This is a genomic window from Paenibacillus sp. 2TAF8 (assembly GCF_052114825.1).
Classification (GTDB): Bacteria; Bacillota; Bacilli; order Paenibacillales; family Paenibacillaceae; genus Paenibacillus.
Map to the genome: position 1 here is coordinate 17,149 of NZ_JBFRFN010000026.1, position 20,930 is coordinate 38,078.

Consider the following 20,930-nt stretch of genomic DNA (forward strand, 5'->3'; position numbering starts at 1 on the left):
TATTTTTTGTTGTACATACAACCTTCATATTCTGGCTATGATCTGGATAATTAAAACAAAATAAAGAGCAAGTTATGGATAACCATGACCTGCTCTTCTTTAGAAACTTCAAACCTTAAAAATCATGTACCGTTACACAAAGCTGAATCACAATACCAAACGGATCACGGACAATCCCATATCCCGGACTGAATTCATTCTGTTCATAGGGCACAAGTACCTTCACTCCCTCATGTTGTACCAATGCCTCGTACAGTCGATTCATCTGGCCTTGATCCTTGGATTGAATACACAGCGATGTACTGTTCCCCAGCTCCCATTGTCTCTCTGCATCCATTGCGTCCTCAGCGATCATGATTTTGTTCACTCCCATCTCCAGTACCGAATGGGTAATGTACTCATCCTGCCCTGCAGGATACGTGAAACCGGGACTCATTTGCTTCATTTCTTTGTAGCTTTTTCGGAACAATACCTTTGCACCCAACGTTTTCTCATAAAATGTAATTGCTTTAGCCGCTTCTCCGTTCATCGAGAGAAAGGGAATCACTTCAGCTTTCATTCTGTTTGCCTCCTCTATTCGTTTGCCTTACACTTATCACTATAACGAATAAAGGTGCCAATTAACGGCACCATTGAGAGAAGGGAGATGTAGACAGATGAAAAAGACTGAACGTTTACACCATATGCTTCGTTTCATTAATCAAAAACAACATTTCACCCTGCCTGAATTGATGCAAGAATTTCATATATCCAAACGTACCGCATTGCGGGACATTGCGTCCCTCGAAGAGATGGGTGCGCCCATCTATGTCGAATATGGACGTTATGGCGGCTACCGGCTGCTTCAGCAGATGCAGCTACCTCCGATCTCTTTTAATACCGATGAGCTCCATGCCCTGTACTTCGCTATGCAGGCTCTTCGCAGTTTCACCAGCCTGCCCTTCCAGACCACATTTGACTCTGTGCATGAGAAATTCATGGCAGCGTTATCCGATCGACAACGAGAGAATATTCATCTTATGCAACAACGTGTCACCTTTAAACATACAGAACAGATCAAAGACAGTACTCATCTGGAGCTTCTATTGAAGGCTGCGGTACAGCAAATGGTGATTCAGATCGAGTATCCTGAAAAAATCAGGAGCGCGACGGAGCGGAATAAAGTCACCGTTTCGTTTGAGAACAAGGAGCCTACGAAAGAGAATCTGGAAGTTACTCCTGATCCGTCAGAAGCCGTTTCCAAAACAAAAACCAGCACCCGTGTTATACAGCCCATTGCGCTATATGCCAGTAAAGGGTACTGGTATTGCCAGGCGTACGATCTGGAGAAGAAAGTCTATCGTGTATTCCGCTGTGATCGAATCATTTCGGCTGTCTTAACGGATATTGAGCCTTGCGCACACCTTGGTGACATACATAGTGAACATCTCCAATCCTTATGGAAACCTTCCGAACAAGCTATCTCGTTTCAATGCAAGATCAGCAAGGCTGGCATAGAGCAATTTCAGCAAAATCACTACCCGTCTATGCGTCTTGAAAAAAGTGAGGGAGTTCATCTGCTCCTGGGAACCTATGAACCTCATGAATTAGACTTCATCGTAAGTTACCTTGCAGGTTACGGCGCTTCCGTTAAAATTGTTGAACCTGAGATGTTGAAGGAATCGTTGAGACGATATTATTTAAGATTGCTGGAGTGTATTTAATGTGGCAGGAATAAAACACCCGGCCCAGGATGCGTGCCGAACGAACTACGGCATACACCCAGACCGGGTAATGGATTAGAAAATAATATCGATAGCCTCTAGCTCATCTTGCTCCTGTTCGGATTGTCCATTCAAGAAAATATCCTTCAAAAGTATAGAAGGCTGTTCACAAACCTGACTGATAATCATGAGCAGGTCTTGCGCAAAATTGTCGATCAGATTGCGTGTGAACAACTTGGTGGCATATTCAAACTGCCCGTTCATTCCCTCATCCAGCAACGAAATGATCAAGGTAAGATCAAATTGGGACACCGCATGCGTTTCCGGATAAGATTCGATCTGGATCTCTCCGAAACTTTGAACGTTATCTTCCTTCGTTTCCAGAGCAAACATAACATCGAATACAGGATTGCGACTTTGATCTCGCGGCACCTGCAACTTTTTCACAAGCTCCTCGAACGGATAATCCTGATGGTCGTAGGCCCCCAGCATCGCTTCCTTGACTTCGGTCAAGTAAGTGAGGAATGTCTTCTCCCCGGATGGATAATGGCGAATCGCCAATGTATTGACAAACATTCCGATGAGCGGCTCCAGGTCAGCATGCGTGCGGCCGGAAACCGGCGTGCCTACAATGAAATCATCTTGTCCCGAGTACTTGCTGAGCAGGATGGAATAGGCGGCCGATAGTACCATATACAGGGTAGCACCATTCTCATCAGCGATGCGCTGCAAGTTGTCAGTCATCAGCTTATCGATGCTGAAAGGAAGTACATCTCCCTCAAAGCTGCGAGTGGCTGGTCTGACAAAGTCCGTTGGCAGTTCCAGCGTTGGCAGTTCACCTTCTAACATATCCAGCCAGTAAGCTTCCTGACGTTTCAGCCGCTCTTGTACAGGTTTGGACTGTTGCCAGGCAGCAAATTCTTTGTATTGGATGCGAAGTGGTTCCAACGTTTCACCGTTATACAGGCGCAACAGCTCTTCAACGATGATGCCCATCGACATACCATCCGTGACGATATGATGAATGTCCAACATGAGCAGATGCCGTTCTGCTTCCCACTCAACTATACCCACACGCAGTAGCGGTGGCCGCTCCAAATCAAAGACACGCACAAAGCTGTCTGCGATGCTCTTGGTTTCACTCTCCGTCACTTTCGTATACTCGACGGCAAATTCCAAGTCCCGATAAATCCGTTGCACAGGTTCACCGTCTACCATTTCGAAGCCCGTTCGCAAAATTTCGTGACGAGCAATTAACCCTTTGAGTGCCGCTTCGAATTGCTTCCTTTCCAGTCGTCCGACGAGAACCGTCATGCCAGACATGTTGTAGCTAAGCTCCGCACCTTCCATCTGTTGCTGGATGTACAACCGTTTTTGCACGGAGGAAAGCGGATAGTAATCCTTCTTGCCTAGTACCGGAATGGAGATATGTTCCTGTCGCTCCAATTGGCTGATTGATTCGGCCATCGTTTCGATGGTTGCATGCCGGAACACATCACGCAGCGGCAGGTTTACGCTTAACGCTTTGTGAACCTTGCTTACCAGCGTCGTTGCTCGCAGAGAATGCCCACCAAGGTCGAAGAAATTGTCCGTTACGCCAATCTTGACTGAACCGAGCACGTCCTGCCAAATGGCAACCAGTTTCGCTTCTAATTCGGTGCGCGGTGCCACGTATTCGCGGCCTGTACTTGCTCCCCCTTCCGGCGCCGGCAGCGCCTTCCGGTCGATTTTCCCATTCGGCGTCAAAGGCAGTCGCTCCAGCTCCACAAAGTACGACGGAATCATGTATCCCGGCAACTCGCTGGAGATCTCCCGCTTCAGTTCTGCCGCTGTCAAGCCATTTTCCGCTGTATAATAAGCGCACAACGCTTTCTGGCCTTCCCGATCTTCTCGGACAACAACGACTGCTTCCTTCACGCCACCTACACTCAGCATCATCGCTTCGACTTCGCCCGTTTCGATACGATACCCCCGGATTTTCGCCTGGTTGTCGATCCGACCGATAAAGTCCACGTTGCCGTCTTTCATCCAACGAGCTGAATCTCCCGTTCGGTACAGTCGCTCGCCCTCGGCGAACGGACTATCTACGAATTTCTCTTCTGTGAGGTCCGGACGATTCAAGTACCCGCGTGCCACGCCAACTCCGCCGATAACCAGCTCGCCAAGTACACCAACGGGCACCGGATTCAGATGTGCATCCACAATGTAAAACTGCGCATTCAGCCACGCTTTGCCGATTGGCACATGTCCAGTCTGCGGCAGCATCGTCAACGGTTCATCGTAGAAACTGGTGTCAATCGCCGCTTCCGTCACGCCGTAGGCGTTGATGATCCGGAACACCGAGCCATAGCGTTCCTGCAAAGTTCGGTAATCCGCTACGCTGCAGCTGTCCGAGCTTGTAATCAACAGCTCCATCCCACTCATATCCAGCCCCTGCTCATGCACATATTCCATAAATGGCACGATCAGCGCTGGCGTCGATTCGAAGATGGTCACCTGCTCCTGCTCAATCCAGTGGTGCAGACGGGACGGATCAATCCGGTCGTCCTTCGGCACAATCACCATTGTGCCTCCGTTGTACAGCGTGCGTGCAATATCGCCTACGAACACGTCGAATGAGAAACTGGCGAGCTGTAACAACCGCACCGGGAACTCATCCAATCGGTATTCCCGGCGGTATCCCGCTGCCGTGTTCACCAGACTGCGGTGCTCAATCATGACGCCCTTCGGCTTCCCGGTCGTTCCCGATGTATAGATTACATACGCCAAATCCTCTGGCCGAGCTTCATGGAAGCTGTCCATGCCAGCAACATTAGCAACATCAATAACATCTGGACGACTGGCATCACCATCGTTCGCAGCACTTTTCAGCTTGTCCGAAACGTTGTCGGAGACCAGGTTAGAGACCATGCCGGAGATATTACCGGAGACGGAGTCCGAAACTATACCAGATTCCATCGACGAATTTGCCCGCTCATCGCTATACGATTCCTCGTCGTCCAGATACAGTACCTTCGCCAGTGCCAGTTCCTCTTCAACGACCCAAGCTTCAGCACGTTCTCGCAGTAGCGTTTGCGTCAGTAGCACCTTCGCTCCGCTGTCTTCGAGCATAAAACGTACACGGTCTGCCGGATAATCCGGGTCGAGTGGCACATACGCCCCGCCTGCTTTCCAGACAGCCAGCACGGCCACCAGCAAGTCCACCGAACGCTCGGCAAGAATGCCAACGATTGACTCGCGGCCGATGCCGCTTATCCTTAGCGTAGCCGCCAGACGATTCGCCTGCTTGTTCAGCTCCGCATACGTCAGCCTGTCGTTCTCGTACACAACAGCTGTATCTTCCGGCGTGCGCTCTGCCTGTTCCTCGAACAGATGGTGGAACGCAGCCGCAGGAACGGCTTCCCCTTCAGGTCGTGTGGGGTTAAACGCGCCGATAATTTCTTGTTCCTCTGCCGTCAGCAAGTTCAACTCGGCAATGGTCGCCGATGGATTATGGAGAATCGATTCAAGCAGTTCCAAATAGTGAGCTGCCAATTTCTCCACGGTTTCAGTTTTATAAAGAGCCGTGGCGTATTCAAACAAGTATTCCAAACCTTCATCAACCTCTGTGACGTCCAGGCTTAAATCAAATTTCGAAACAATTTCTTCGCTGGCATACGTCGACAAATGGAGTCCGGGAAGCTGAATTTCCACATTCTCTGTATTCTGCAGAGCAAACATCGTATCAAACAGCGGATTGCGGCTTAAATCGCGAACCACGTTTACCTTATCCACCAGTTCCTCAAACGGATAATTCTGATGTTCAAAAGCACCAAGGGTTGTCGCCTTGACTTCCTTCAAGTAGTCAAGGAATGTTTTGCGGGCAGCCGGATAACTACGGATGGCCAGGGTATTAACAAACATCCCGATCAACGGCTGAACATCGTTATGATTTCTTCCCGCAATCGGCGTACCGACAACGACGTCTTCTTGCCCTGTATATTTTTGCAATAATATGGTATAGCCAGCAAGCAGAACCATGTACAGTGTTGCACCGTTCTCAGCAGCAAGCCGTTTCAGACCCTCGCTTTTCTCGCTGTTCATAAACAATTGCAGTGTACGACCCTCGTAGCTCTGCATCGCCGGGCGTGGATAATCTGTCGGCAATTCCAAAACAGGCAACTCTCCGCTGAACATATCGAGCCAGTAGGCTTCCTGTTTGGCAAGCAGCATTTTCTGCTCGTCCGATTGTTGCCATACCGCATAATCTTTGTACTGAATACGGAGTGGTTCGAGCGGCTCCCCACTGTACAGGAGTACGAACTCCTCGATTAGTACGTCCATCGAAACGCCATCAGATACGATATGATGCGTATCAAACATCAGAATGTGCCGATCCGGTGCCAATTCAGCAAGGCCCACACGCAGAAGGGGGGGCTGAGCCAGATCAAATGCACGAATGAATTGGCGCACTGTTTCTTCCGTTTGCTCCTCGCTGATCCGCACATATTCCACCTGGAAGACAGCTTCTTCATAAATCCGCTGAACGGCTTCGCCATTAACCATCTCAAAGCCGGTACGCAGTGTTTCATGCCGAGCTACAAGCCCGTGGAACGCTTCTTCAAACCGCTGCCGGTCGAGATCTCCCTCAAGCAACATAGCTCCTGGGATGTTGTAGCTCAGCTCGCCTCCTTCCAGCTGGTTCAAGATGTAGAGGCGTTTCTGAGCCGAAGAGAGCGGATAATACTCGCTCGGTTCCGCAGCAGAAATAGATGTAAACGAACGGGTCTCCAGTTGCTCCATAGCCATAGCCATTTCCTCAACCGTCGAGTAATTGAACACGTCACGAAGAGGGAATTCAATGCCTAGTTCTTTATGCATTCTGCTAACAAGCGTCGTCGCTCGCAGAGAGTGTCCGCCGAGATCGAAGAAGTTGTCCGTTACGCTAACAGCCTTGTCACGAACAAGCACCTCCTGCCAAATGGCAGCCAGTTTCACCTCCAGTTCGGTACGCGGCGCCACGTATTCGCGTCCTCCGCCTGCTCCCGCTTCCGGCGCAGGCAAACCCTTACGGTCGATCTTTCCATTTGGCGTCAGAGGCAGGTACTCCAGCTCCATGAAATATGACGGGATCATGTACCCTGGTAGCTCGCTGGCAATAGCCTGCTTCAAGTCGAGCGCAGTCAAACCTTCTTCTGCTGTATAATATGCGCACAACGCTTTCTGACCTTCCTGATCTTCCCTGACAACAACGACAGCTTCCTTCACAGCACTAACGTTGAGTAGCTTCGCTTCAATTTCGCCTGTCTCGATCCGGTATCCCCGAATTTTCGCCTGGTTGTCGATTCGGCCAATGAAATCCACGTTGCGGTCTCCCATCCACCGCGCCAAGTCTCCTGTGCGGTACAACCTCTCACCCGTGATGAATGGACTGTCTACGAACTTCTCTTCGGTCAGCTCTGGACGGTTCAAGTATCCGCGCGCGACCCCAATTCCGCCGATAACCAGTTCGCCTAGCACACCGACTGGCACCGGATTCAGGTGCGCATCCACGATGTAAAACTTCGCATTTAACCACGCTTTACCGATAGGTACATGCCCTGTCTGTGGCAACATTTCCATTGGCTCATCGTAGAAACTGGAATCAATCGCCGCTTCCGTTACACCGTAAGCATTGATGATTCGGAACAATGATCCAAAACGTTCCTGCAAGGTTCGGTAATCCGCGACACTGCAACTGTCCGAACTTGTAATTAAAAGCTCCATCCCACTCATATTCAGCCCCTGCTCATGCACATATTCCATAAACGGCACAATCAGCGCTGGCGTCGATTCAAAAATGGTCACCTGCTCCTGCTCAATCCAGTGATGCAGACGAGACGGATCAATCCGGTCGTCCTTCGGCACAATTACCATTGTGCCTCCGTTGTACAGTGTGCGCGCAATATCGCCCACGAACACATCAAACGAGAAACTGGCGAGCTGCAACAACCGCACCGGGAACTGATCTAACCGGTATTCCCGACGGTATCCCGCGGCCGTGTTCACCAGACTGCGGTGCTCGATCATCACGCCCTTCGGCTTGCCCGTTGTTCCCGATGTATAGATTACATATGCCAGATCCTCTGGACGTGCTTCATGGAAACTGTCCATGTCAGCAACATCAACAACATCTGGATGACTCGCATTACCTTTATTCTTCACAACACCTGTCAGCTTGTCGGAAATGCTGTCGGAGGCCATGTTAGAAACCAAGCTTGAAACAGCTCCTGACGCCATACCAGAATCCATCGGTGCATTTGCCCGCTCCTCACTGTACGCCGCTTCGTCGTCGAGGTACAGCACCGCTTCCAGTGCAAGTTCCTCTTCACCAAGCCAGGTTTCGGCACGTTCTCGCAGCAGCGTTTGCGTTAGCAGTACCTTCGCTCCGCTGTCTTCAAGCATGAATCGTACGCGGTCTGCCGGATAATCCGGGTCAAGCGGTACATAGGCCCCTCCTGCTTTCCAGACGGCCAGCACAGCTACCAGCAAATCCACCGAACGTTCGGCAAAAATACCAACGATGGACTCACGGCCGATGCTGCTGGCACGCAGTGTAGCCGCCAAACGGTTCGCCCGCTCGTTCAGCTCCGCATATGTCAGCCTGTCGTTTTCGTACACGACAGCCTCCGATTCAGGCGTACGTTGCGCCTGTTCCTCGAACAGACGATGGAACGTAGCCATAGGAGCCTCTTCTGTTTCCGGTAGCGTAGGGTTAAACGCACCAAGAATTTGTTCTTTTTCCGCCGCAGTCAAAAGCTCCAACTGGTTCACACGCATGTTCGGGTTAGCCGCAACCTGCTCCAGTGCCCGGGCAAAATGACTATGGATCGCCTTGATGTCTTCCTCTCTGTACGTCAGCGCATTATACGTAAACCGCAGCAAAATATGCTCTTCCGGAATGACGGTAATGTCCAGGTCGTAGTTTGTTTGCTCCGGTGACTGGATATTAGCGATTTTCAGCGCTTCTTTGTCTCCGCCGACGACCTGTTCAATTTGTTCTTCCATCGGATAATTTTCAAAGACCATAATATGGTTAATCAAGTCGCGCTTTTGCTCACTCAGCGACTGAATTTCGAACAGCGGGAACGTTTCGTAAGCTCCTGATGCCAGCGCTTGATCCTGGGTTTTCCTCAAGATATTGGCTACAGTCTCCTCGGCTTTGCCTTGGATACGAACCGGGATCGTATTAATAAACAGACCGATCATGCTTTCGATGCCCGGAATTTCCGCTGGACGACCGGATACGACCGAGCCGAATACGACATCTTCACTGTTGTTGTATATCTGCAAAACCAGGCCCCATATGGTCTGCATGAACGTATTAAGTGTCACCTGCTGCTGGCGTGCTACTCGCTCAATTTGCCCCGTCAGTTCCTTGCTGAGCTCCACATCCATTTCAGCTGCTTCAAAAGCGCCCTGCTTCAGCTGCGTTTTCTCCTGAGGTAGCTTGGTCTGCTGATCGTAACCTGCCAAATAGTCTGACCAGTAACGTGCGGCTTTCGCAGCATCTTGAGCTTCCAGCCATTCGATATACCGAGAGTATGAAGTAACCGGAGGAAGCTCCGCCGTACAATTCTCCTGAAACGCGAAGTAAGTGTCGAACACTTCCTTAATCATGAAAGACATACACCAGCCGTCCATCAAAATGTGATGGTGACTCCAGATCACATGATAGGACTCATCCCCCGTGCGTAAAACGGTAACGCGCATCAGAGAGCCTTGAGCCAAATTGAATTTGTTCGCTTTATCTGCGCTGACAAAATCGGCTATCATTTTCTCCGGGTCTTCGTCGCTTACGAAGCGAATATCTTCGAAGTACACTTCACACTTCCGCTCGCGGAATACCACTTGAATGGGCTCGTCTCTCCAGCCGGTAATAAAGTTGGTCCGTAACGCCTCATTTCGCTGCACTAGCGTATCCAGTCCTTTTGTAAAAGCTTCAACATTGAGGCTTCCGTGCAGATCAAAGGTTACCTGTTCGAAGTAAGCTTCCGAATCGGCATCCAGTAAGCTGTGGAACAACATCCCTTTTTGTAACGGAGTCAGGGTGTATACATTCTCCAGTTCACCTAGTTTCGCCGTTTGTTCAGCCAACCGATCCAGTTCCTCCACCGTCACATCTTGAAGCAGCACGTCACTAGGCGTAAGCTCCGGCCGTTCTTTGGATACGCAATGACGGATGACTTCAAGCAAGCTCGAATGAAGCAGGGTGCCCAGACGTTCTACCGTATCCCGTTGATACTGAGTTTCCCCATAACGAATCGTGAGTTCCAATATTCCTTCCGACACCATCCCGTTGATATCAAGGACAAAATCCATCACAGCATTGGGGCTTGAATCAGAGCCTGGACTAAACGGAGACGGCTGGGAGCCGCTGCTTTCGTAATCCTCGTCGAACTGACCCAAATAGTTAAAACTGATCTCTGGTTCCAAAGCAAAGCGTTCGTTTTCACGCGGTGTCGACATATAACGCAGAATGCCGTAGCCGATTCCTTTGTTCGGGATGCGGCGCAAGCTTTCTTTTACTTGTTTCACCTGATGACCAAGTGCCTGAGCATGACCAGGCTCGAGAACGACAGGGAACTGACTTGTAAACCAGCCAACTGTGCGCGTAATGTCTACATCTGGCAAAAGTTCTTCCCGGCCGTGGCCTTCGAGATTCACCAGCACGCGGTCCAGACCGCTCCAATCTTTTACCGCGAGGCCAAGCGCCGCAAGCAGCAGATCGTTCATTTCCGTATTGTAGGCACGGTGTGCCTGTTTCAACAGCTGCTGCGTTTCCTCCGCCGACCAGCGAACGGTCACGAGCCCGCTGTTCTGCAGCTTGGATTTGCCTTGTTCAAAATCTTTCGGCAGTGGCTCATAGCTCAATTGCTCGATATGCTGCCAATACTCTCTTTCGCTTTCCATCGCCGAGCCGCTCGCATAATCAGCAAGCTGTTTAGCCCACGTTTGGAAGGAATCCGTTTTGAGCGGCAGACGGATCGGTTGCCCTTGCTGTGCCTGCTCATAGCCAGTAGCAAAATCCTCAAGAAGAATCCTCCAGGATACACCGTCTACGACCAAGTGGTGAATCGCGATGAGCAAGTGGTCGCCGTCATCACAGCGGAACAAGCCGAGCTTCACAAGCGGGCCGTTTTCCAGATCAATGCTCGCTTGAATGTCATTCGCCTTAGCTTCTACCGCTTCTTTCACGTTATGGGCTTCCTTGAAATCGACAACTTCCAGATCGAACAGAACTTCGTTCTCCCCGGCGCCGCGGTTCCAGGCGGTATAGCCGTTCTCGCTTTGGCGGTAAACCGTACGAAGAGCATCATGATGTATGACAAGCTGATGCACCACTTGGCGTAAGGCACCTTCGTCATAGCCATGCTGGGAGAACTGCATGAACGCCTGATTGCTGTGATGCACATCGACCGGATTTTGTTCAAAGAACCAGCGCTGAATCGGAGTTAGGATGACCTCCCCCGTCACTTCGGTCTGACTTGCCGTTCTCTCCGCCGTTTGCAGCTGCAAACTAAGGGCAGAGATCGTTGGATAATGGAACAAATCTTTCATGACCAGCTTGTACCCCGCTTGCAAAAGACGGGACGATACTTGCAAAGCCTTGATTGAATCGCCGCCGAGCGCAAAGAAATTGTCCATCGTGCCAACCTGATCCAAACCCAGCACGGACTGCCAGACCGACGCAAGGGCTTGCTCAGCAGGAGTACGAGGCGCCTTGTATGCAGCCTCGGTGCGAATGCTTCCTTCCGGTACAGGTAGCGCTTTGCGGTCGATCTTGCCGTTCGGCGTAAGTGGCATCTGATCCAGGCGCATAATACGCGAAGGCACCATATGGGAAGGCAACACAGCGTCCAGATGAGCCACAAGCTCCTCCAGATCAAAGCTGGAATCCGCTACGACATACCCGCACAAATATTTCTGCCCCCGCTCATCCGTCTGATCAATGACAAGGGTCTGACGCACGTTAGCAACATTTTTCATGGCCGCTTCAATCTCACCAAGCTCGATTCGATAACCGCGAATTTTCACCTGGTTGTCGATCCGGCCGATGAAGTCCACGTTACCGTCCGGCATCCAGCGCGCCAGGTCACCTGTCCGGTACAGCCGCTCTCCAGCGGCGAACGGGCTATCTACAAATTTCTCTGCTGTCAAATCCGGGCGGTTCAAGTAACCACGGGCCACCCCCGCCCCGCCGATCACCAGCTCGCCGAGAACTCCAATAGGCACCGGCTTCAGATTCGCATCCACAATGTAAAACTTGGCGTTCAGCCATGCTTTCCCAATCGGCACACTGCCTGTCTTCGGCAACTGTTCCAGCGGCTCGTCATAGAAGCTCGAATCAATTGCCGCCTCTGTTACGCCATAGCTGTTAATAATACGGAACTGCGAGCCGAAGCGCTCCTGCAAGTTGCGGTAATCCGCTACGCTACACGCATCCGAGCTTGTAATCAGCAACTCCATCGAACTGAGATCCAGACCCTCGGCGTACACATGCTCCATGAACGGCATGATCAGCGCTGGGGTTGATTCAAACACCGTCACGGCGTAATCATGAATCCAGCCGTAGAGTCGGGTTGGATCAATCCGGTCGTCTTTCGGCACAATGACCATGGTTCCACCGTTGTAAAGCGTCCGCGCAATGTCACCGACGAACACATCAAACGAGAAGCTCGCGAGCTGTAGCAGCCGGACCGGGAACTGATCCAAGCGGTAGTCCCGGCGGTATCCCGCCGCCGTATTCATCAGGCTGCGGTGTTCCACCGCCACGCCCTTCGGACGGCCCGTCGTACCGGAGGTGTAGATAACGTAAGCCAAATCGGCTGGCTTGTTCACATTCGCCAGATTCGACACAAAATCTGCCGATAGTGCGCTTTGCTCGGCTTCTGCCGTGACAGACGTTTCCGCAGCAACCGTCTCCGCTTGTGCCAAAGCCTCTTGCGCTGCGCATACTTCACCCACAGCTTGTAAGCTCACAGCCGTTTCAGATACTCCGAGGCTATACGTCGCTGTATCATCAAGTGCAAGCACCGTTTGCAGCGCTAGAGTTCCATCTTTGTGCCAAGCTTCCGCTTGCTCCAAAAGGCAGGTTTGTGTGAGCAACACCGATGCCCCACTGTCCGAGAGCATGTACTCAATCCGCTCCGCCGGATAGTCTGGATCAAGCGGCACATAAGCACCGCCCGCTTTCCATACCGCGATTACCCCGATCAATAACTCCGCCGAACGACCGGCAAGAATGCCGACCACCTGCTCCGGCTTCACGCCGTGCGCCCGTAGTACATATGCCAGACGATTCGCTTTGGCGTTTAGCTCCGCATACGTCAGCTTGTTGTCTTCGTAGACAACCGCCAACGCTCCCGGAGTGCGTTTTACCTGCTCCTCGAACAGCTCGTGGAACGTTCTCTCTCTCCACGACTCATGAGCTTCCAGACCTGTACCCTCTGCCGCGGATTGCTTCGCAAGAGCCGCAGACGATACGTCAAAACCGACCAGCAGATCATGTTTTTCGTTGTCCATCAGGATATCCAAGTCCGAAATCCGCGAACTCGGCTGAGCCAGAATCGACGCCAAAAGCTGCTCGTAATGACCCGCTAGCCTTACCATCGTTTCCTGTCTGAACAACGAAGTAGCATACTCAACCTTGCAAACCAATTCGTTACCCGCTTCCACAATATCCAAGCTAAGATCAAACTTTGCTGTTTTTTCCTCAATGTCATACAGCGACCATTGCAGACCTTCAAGGGTTAAATCCAGGCTTTCGTGCTTTTGCAATGAAAACATCGTATCAAACAGCGGATTCCGGCTTAAGTCCCGGCTCACCTGAAGAGCTTCCACCAGTTCTTCGAACGGATAATCCTGGTGTTCGTAGGCTCCAAGCGTCGTTTCCTTCACTTTCTGTAAATAATCCACAAACGTTTGCTCCGCAGCTGGTTCCAAGCGAAGAGCCAGCGTATTAACAAACATACCGATAATCGGCTGTAGATCAGCGTGAGAACGAGCAGCAATCGGTGTGCCAACCACGATATCTTCCTGTCCCGCATATTTATGAAGCAATACGGAATATGCAGCGAGCAGGAGCATATACAGCGTCGCCCCCGAATTACCAGCAAGCCGTTTAAGAGCTTCACTTTTCTCCGCATCCAGCGTAAACGTGAGCGTTTGACCGTCAAACTGCTGAACGGCCGGGCGAGAAAAGTCGAGAGGCAGTTCAAGAACCGGAGGCTCTGAGCCGAACACCCCGCGCCAGTATTCCTCCTGTTGTTTAATGTGCTGACGTTGCTCCTCAGATTGCTGCCAAACAGCATAATCCTTATATTGGATCCGCAGCTCTGGCAATTCTTCTCCATTGTATAGCCGCACGAATTCACGCAGCAGCACGTCCATAGAGAGGCCATCGGAAGCAATATGATGAATATCCAGCGCAAGCAAGAACTTTTCTGACTCCAGTTCGATTAACAGGGCACGCAGCAAAGGTGGCCGAGTCAAGTCAAACGGCTGAATGAAACCTTCAAGAATAGCCGCCACCTGATCTTCACTTGCTTGAACCTTCTCTATCTTGAAAGCTGTGAGCGGAAAAATATACTGAACCGGCTCCCCGTCTACGATCTCAAAACCGGTACGCAGCATGTCGTGACGGGCCACCAAAGTATTCAGTGCCTTTTCCACTTTGACCTCGTTCAAAGTGCCTTCCAATTGCAAGGCACTTGGGAGGTTGTAATTCAGCTCCAAGCTATCCAACTGGTGCAGGACGTACAACCTTTTTTGAGCAGAGGAAACCGGATAGTACGTTTTCTCTTCCGCTTTCGGAATCGAGATATGTTGCGATTCTTCCAAACTGGCAATAGCCTCGGCCATCGACTCTACCGTCATATAGCGGAACACATCACGCAGCGGAAGTTCGACATTCATTTCCTTCCGAATCTTGCTGACAAGGCTTGTCGCACGCAAGGAGTGGCCTCCAAGCTCAAAGAAATTGTTCAGGACACCAATACCAGAGTAACCCAGTACATCCTCCCAGATCTTCACAAGCAGAGCCTCTGTCCGGTTACGTGGCGCTACGAATTCAACGCCCGTTTCCATGCCGTCTTGCGGCTCTGGTAGTGCTTTGCGATCCACCTTACCGTTCGACGTCAGCGGCATACACTCCATCTGCACGAAGTATGACGGGATCATATATCCTGGCATTTCCTGAGCTAGCGAGGTTCTCATCTCGCTGACCGTCAGCATGCGGTTCGCCACATAGTAAGCAACAAGCGCCTTTTCTCCCCCACCGTCCTCACGAGCAAGCACTACTGCTTCTTCCACGCCTTCGACATTCAGAAGCTGTGTCTCGATTTCGTCCAGCTCGATCCGATACCCGCGGATTTTCACCTGATGGTCAATCCGGCCTAGGTATTCGATGTTGCCGTCTGGCAACCAAGCAGCCAAATCACCCGAGCGGTACAGTTTCTCCCCCTCCGCAAACGGGGAATCAACAAACTTCTGCGCCGTCAGATCCGGTCGGTTCAGGTACCCTCGCGCCAGACCTTCTCCAGCCACATACATCTCGCCCGCAACGCCGATGGGCACAGGACGACGATTTTCATCCAGAACATACACGCTCAGGGTTGGGATCGGCTTACCGATATTGCTCTTTGCCGCTTCCATCTCAACCCACGTAATCTCCTTATACGTCACGTGAACCGTTGTCTCGGTAATGCCGTACATGTTAATTAGCTTCGTCTCCGGGTACTTGGTCTTGAAACCCTTGAGCAACAACGGACTGAGCGCTTCGCCCCCGAAGATGATGTTGCGAATCCGCAAATCATATGGATGATCCGATAGTGCCTCACGCAGCAGCTGGTAGAAGTACGTTGGCGTCTGATTCAAAATCGTAACCTGTTCACGGCCTAACAGCGTCAGAAAATCAGACGGATTCTTCGCAGTAAGTGGGGGTACGATGACCAACTTTCCTCCGTACAACAATGCTCCATACATTTCCCAGACGGAAAAATCAAAGCAGAACGAGTGGAACAACGTCCATGTATCTGATGCTCCGAAGTCGAACAGATTCTTGTCGTTGAACAGGAGACGTACAACATTTTTATGCTCGATCAACGTCCCTTTCGGTCTGCCGGTCGTTCCCGACGTGTAGATGACATAGGCCAAGTTGCTCGGCCCGGAAATCGGCTCCAGGTTCGAAGCATACAGAGCATCTGCGGAGTCCGCCCCGCTGTCACTCCAAACGAAATCGTCTAATTCGAGACGCGTTCCTGCAAAGTCGGTCTTCTCGTGCAGGTGCTGTTGAATTAGCAATAACGGTGCGCCCGAATCCTCGATCATGAAACGGATGCGCTCCTCCGGGTAGTCGGGATCGACAGGCACGTAGGCGCCGCCCGCTTTGAGGATCGCAAGAATACCGACGACCATATCAAGCGAACGTTCAGCCAAAATCGCTACCAGTTGATCCGCGTGGACTCCTGCCTCACGCAGCTTCCGCGCAAGCCGGTTGGATCTCTCGTTCAGCTCGCGGTAGGTCAGCTCTCGCTCATTCATGACGGCGGCTACGTTATTTGGGTATAGCTCTGCCTTTTCTTCGAACAAGCTGTGAATCGTCTGCTGACGTGGGTAGTCTGCCTGCGAATTATTGAAACCACGCACCAGCTCGCGGATTTCCTCCTCCTTGAGCATTTCAAGAGAGGCAATATTTCCGCCCGGTGCCGCTGCAATAGTTTCAAGCAACTTGTCGTAATGTCTGGCGAATCGTTCAGCCGTCTCCTGTTTATACAAAGCTGTAGCATACTCCAACCGGCACTCAAGCTGACCGTCCAGCTCCGAAATATCCAAGAGCAGCTCGAATTTGGACGTTCGGTTTTCCAGTGGATAAAACGATTGCTCCAGCCCCTCGATAACAATTTGCTCGTTCTCTGTATTTTGCAGGGAGAAGAACGTATCAAAGATTGGATTCCGGCCGGTCGCACGCGGAATATGAAGACTTTCCACCAAATCTTCAAAAAGATAATTTTGGTGTTCGAAAGCCCCCAGCGTGATGTCTTTAACTTCTTCAAGGTACGAAAGGTACGACTTGGAACGCTCCGGACGACTGCGAATAGCCAGCGTATTGATAAACATGCCCACGATCGGCTGCACTTCTTCCTGCGTTCTTCCGGCAATGGGTGTTCCCACGATTAGATCTTCCTGACCAGAATATTTATGCATCAGGATGGAGTAAGCCGATAGCAGAACCATATACAGGGTCGTGCCTGTCCGTGCAGCCAGTTCTTTCAGCTTCTCCGTCCGCTCTTTTCCGATATTAAACTTCACGGTGCGGCCGTCAAAACTTTGCACCGCAGGCCGCGGGAAGTCCGTCGGCAGCTCCAAGATCGGGAGCTCGCCCGACAACTGTTGCAACCAATACTCCTTCTGCGGCTGGAGCAACCGTTCATAGGCTTCAGAATGCTGCCAAACAGCATAATCTTTGTATTGAATGTGCAGTGGAGCCAGCTCCTCGCCCCGATACAGGCGGCTGAACTCGTCGAAGAGCAACGCCGTCGAAATGCCGTCCGAGACGATATGGTGCATATCGAACAGCAGAATGTGACGATCCTCGGTGACTGCGATCAGGCCGATGCGGAGAAGAGGTGGCTTGGTCAGATCAAACGGGCGATAATAGGCTTCTACTACTTGATCCAATTCCTGCTCGCTCGCCTGCAAAAAATCTACAGAAAACTCCACCTCATCATAGATGCGCTGCACAAGCTCACCCTGAACCTGTTCGATCCCGGTACGCAGCGTCTCATGGCGCTGAATCAGAGCCCGGAACGCTTGCTGAACGCGCGTATGATCCAACACACCTTCGAGAAGAAGCGCCGCCGACATATTGTAACTACGCTCAGCTCCGTTAAGCTGACGCAATACATACAGACGCTTTTGCTCAGATGAAACTGGATAGTACTCGGCCTCAGCCGCCTTCGTAATCTCATACGCCTCCTGCTGCCTTAACCCGCTGATTCTCTGAGCAAGTTGCTCTATCGTCGTATAACGGAAAATCTCCCGCAGTGGAACCTCGACTTGCAGCTCTCTCCGAATCTTGGACACCAGCGAGGAGGCTCGCAAGGAATGACCACCCAGCTCAAAGAAATCGTCATGGACTCCAACTCGTGTAATACCTAGCACCTGCTGCCAAATAAGTGCAAGTCTTGTTTCCAGCGTGGTACGTGGAGCCACATGCTCATGGCCTACTTCCACCGTTCCGGTCGGTTCAGGGAGCGCTTTACGGTCAATTTTTCCATTCGGCGTGAGCGGAAGCTTATCCAGAGACATCAGCCGTGCCGGGATCATATGAGCCGGCAAATCTTGCTTCAATTGGAGCAGCAGATCGCTTGGCTGCAAGATAGCGTCACTTGCCACGTAACCGCATAAATACTTTTGCCCCTGCTCATCCATACGGTCGGTCACTACAGCTTGCTTGACGCCTGGGAAACGCAGCAGAGCTGTTTCAATTTCGCCAAGTTCAATTCGGAACCCGCGAATCTTCACCTGGTAGTCGATCCGGCCAATGAAGTCGACATTACCGTCTTCCAGCCAGCGAGCCAAATCGCCTGTCCGGTACAGACGTTCACCCGGTACAAAAGGGCTGTCCACAAACTTCTCGGCAGTTAAATCCGGACGGTTCCAGTACCCGCGCGCAACCCCTGTACCTCCGATGACAAGTTCACCTGGAACGCCTACAGGCACTGGCTTTAACGCGGCATCAACAATGTAAAATCGGGCGTTCAGCCAAGCTTTGCCAATCGGCACATGACCCGATGACGGCAGTTTATCCAGCGGCTCATCGTAAAAGCTGCTGTCAATGGCCGCTTCGGTAACACCGTAGCTGTTAATGATGCGGAATTGTCTGCCGAATCTTTCCTGCAGTATACGGTAATCGGTAACACTGCAAGCGTCCGAGCTGGTAATCAACAACTCCATGGTGCTAACATCCAGCCCTTCATCATAAATATGCTGCATGAACGGCAGGATGAGCGCAGGCGTTGATTCAAATACCGTAATATTTTGATCCCGAATCCAGCCATGTAAACGATTTGGGTCAATTCGGTCATCCTTCGGCACGATCACCATCGTGCCGCCGTTATACAGCGTACGTGCGATGTCTCCGACGAATACATCAAACGAGAAACTGGCCAGCTGCAGCAGCCGCACCGGGAACTGATCCAATCGATATTCTCGACGATACGCGTCTGCCGTATTTAAGAGACTACCGTGCTCGATCATGACACCTTTCGGGCGTCCTGTCGTTCCCGAGGTGTAGATCACATAAGCCAAATCTTGCGGCGCACTGTCAGTAGATTCAAATTTCACACTTAGAGCCTGTCCGTTATAAATTTCTTCATCGTCCAGTGCATAGACAGCTTGAAGCTTCAGACGCTCATCGGCTAACCACCCTTCAGCACGCTCCAACAGATGACGCTGCGTAAGCAGCACCGAAGCATTACTATCACCGAGCATGAATTCAATCCGCTCCGCCGGATAATCAGGATCCAGTGGTACGTAGGCTCCACCAGCTTTCCAAACAGCGAGCACTCCGACCAGCAGCTCCACCGAACGTTCCGCCCAAATACCTGTAATCGTTTCCCTTCCCACGCCCTGTTCGCGAAGAAGAACAGCCAGCCGATCGGCGCGTTCATTCAATTCGCTATAGGTCAGCTGTTCGTTCATGTAAACAACTGCCGGATGATCCGGAGTTTCCCGGGCAAACTTTTCAACATACCGATGAAATGCTTCGCCTTCGTTCAGTTCTGCCACCGAAGGGTTAAACACGTGAAGAATACGCTGTCTCTCCTCATCACTCAGCAGGGAAATTTCGCGCACCGCGAGTTCCGGCGTCTGAACAAACTGATCCAGAACAGTTACATACTGTTCGATAATCCGATCAATCTCGGTCGTCTCAAACAGGCCAGTACGATAGGAAGCATGGAGAATGACATGGCCTTCATTCAACATATGGTCGAAGCGCAGCAATAAATCATCCATTTCATGCCTAGCGAAGTGAGCTTCCAGACGTACTTTGATTTCTTCGTATTCCTCAATTTTCAGAGGAAGATATTCCAGAGACGTACGGAACAGTTCCGAAAGATCGTTTCGACCATGTTTTTCTCGCAAATCCTGAATTAACTGATTATATGGATATTTTTGATACCGAAGATCCGCTGTATTTTCCTTGGCAACCTTGTGAATCAAAGAAAGCACGTGCTCGTCTGGATTTAGATGAATGCGTGTAGCTACGGTGCTGACAAACATGCCTATGGTTTCTTTTTCCTTCTTGCTGGTCCGATTGGCAAAAACCGTGCCGACTGGAACATCGGTGCTATCGGTCAGTTTGTACAATAAGGCGTACATCGCGGACAAAAATAATGTATATAAACTGACCTGATGTTGTTCACTGAAGGCCAGAATGCGTTCATACCGGGAACCGTCCAATCTGATGGCAATTGTATTGGATTCGCTGCCGATGGAGAATGGCGGAACTGATTTAATACCGGTCGTTTCAGGCAAAGTGTTATACTTCTTCAGCCAGTATTCTTTACCTTTTTGATAACGCGCCGAATGCTCATAATCACGCTCCGCAGAGATATAATGCAGATAGGAAGGGGCCTGGCCACTTCCCGAGATGCCTTTACTTTCGCCTTTGCCTCTATCTTCGTCTTTGGCTGTACGCAGTTCCAGATATTTCTCCATTACTGCATGCAGCAACGCATTAACAGACAGACCGTCAGCGATGATATGATTTATCGTCAAATTAAGCCATACCTGACCGTTCGCAAAAAGAATCATCGTAAATTGGTGAAGGTGTTCATCAAACACACTGACCGGCTTTTCGCTTAATTCATTCACCCATGCATAAAATTGTTCGGTTGTGCCTATTTCGAGTCGGCTTATTCTTGCTTGCACATTCTCCGGCTCTTCAAACCACTGCGTTGGATTTTGCAAATCCCCACCAAGGCGGATTCGGAAAGCATCATAGGTTTTGACGATCTCTGTTGCTGCTTGCTCCAGAAGCTGTGTGTCGATCTCACCCGTAATTTGGTAGGTAGCAGAAAGCATCGTGATGGACGTACCCGGATTCATAATCTCCATGAACCATATTCGGCGCTGGGCTTGCGTTAATCCATATTGCTTGTTGGCATTCTCTCTCACATCGACACACTCCCGTTTTAGAGA

3 protein-coding genes are annotated in these 20,930 nt (G+C 51.0%); 1 reads left to right on the forward strand and 2 read right to left on the reverse strand.

The features are described from left to right. Positions 1 to 115: 115 nt before the first annotated feature. Positions 116 to 559 carry a VOC family protein gene (locus tag AB4Z30_RS25815; RefSeq protein ID WP_441930294.1) on the reverse strand — a complete coding sequence of 148 codons (444 nt, stop codon included), beginning with the start codon at positions 557 to 559 and terminating at the stop codon, positions 116 to 118. A 97-nt stretch (positions 560 to 656) separates the two neighbouring features. On the opposite strand from AB4Z30_RS25815, the gene AB4Z30_RS25820 reads away from it, so the two are divergent. Then, entirely contained in the window at positions 657 to 1,703 is a 1,047-nt protein-coding gene (locus AB4Z30_RS25820; protein WP_441930295.1) for a helix-turn-helix transcriptional regulator, read from the forward strand. A 75-nt stretch (positions 1,704 to 1,778) separates the two neighbouring features. On the opposite strand, the gene AB4Z30_RS25825 is transcribed toward AB4Z30_RS25820, so the two are convergent. Then, positions 1,779 to 20,906, reverse strand: coding sequence for a non-ribosomal peptide synthase/polyketide synthase (locus AB4Z30_RS25825; RefSeq protein ID WP_441930296.1), 19,128 nt, complete (start codon positions 20,904 to 20,906; stop codon positions 1,779 to 1,781). Between the last annotated feature and the right edge of the window lie 24 nt (positions 20,907 to 20,930).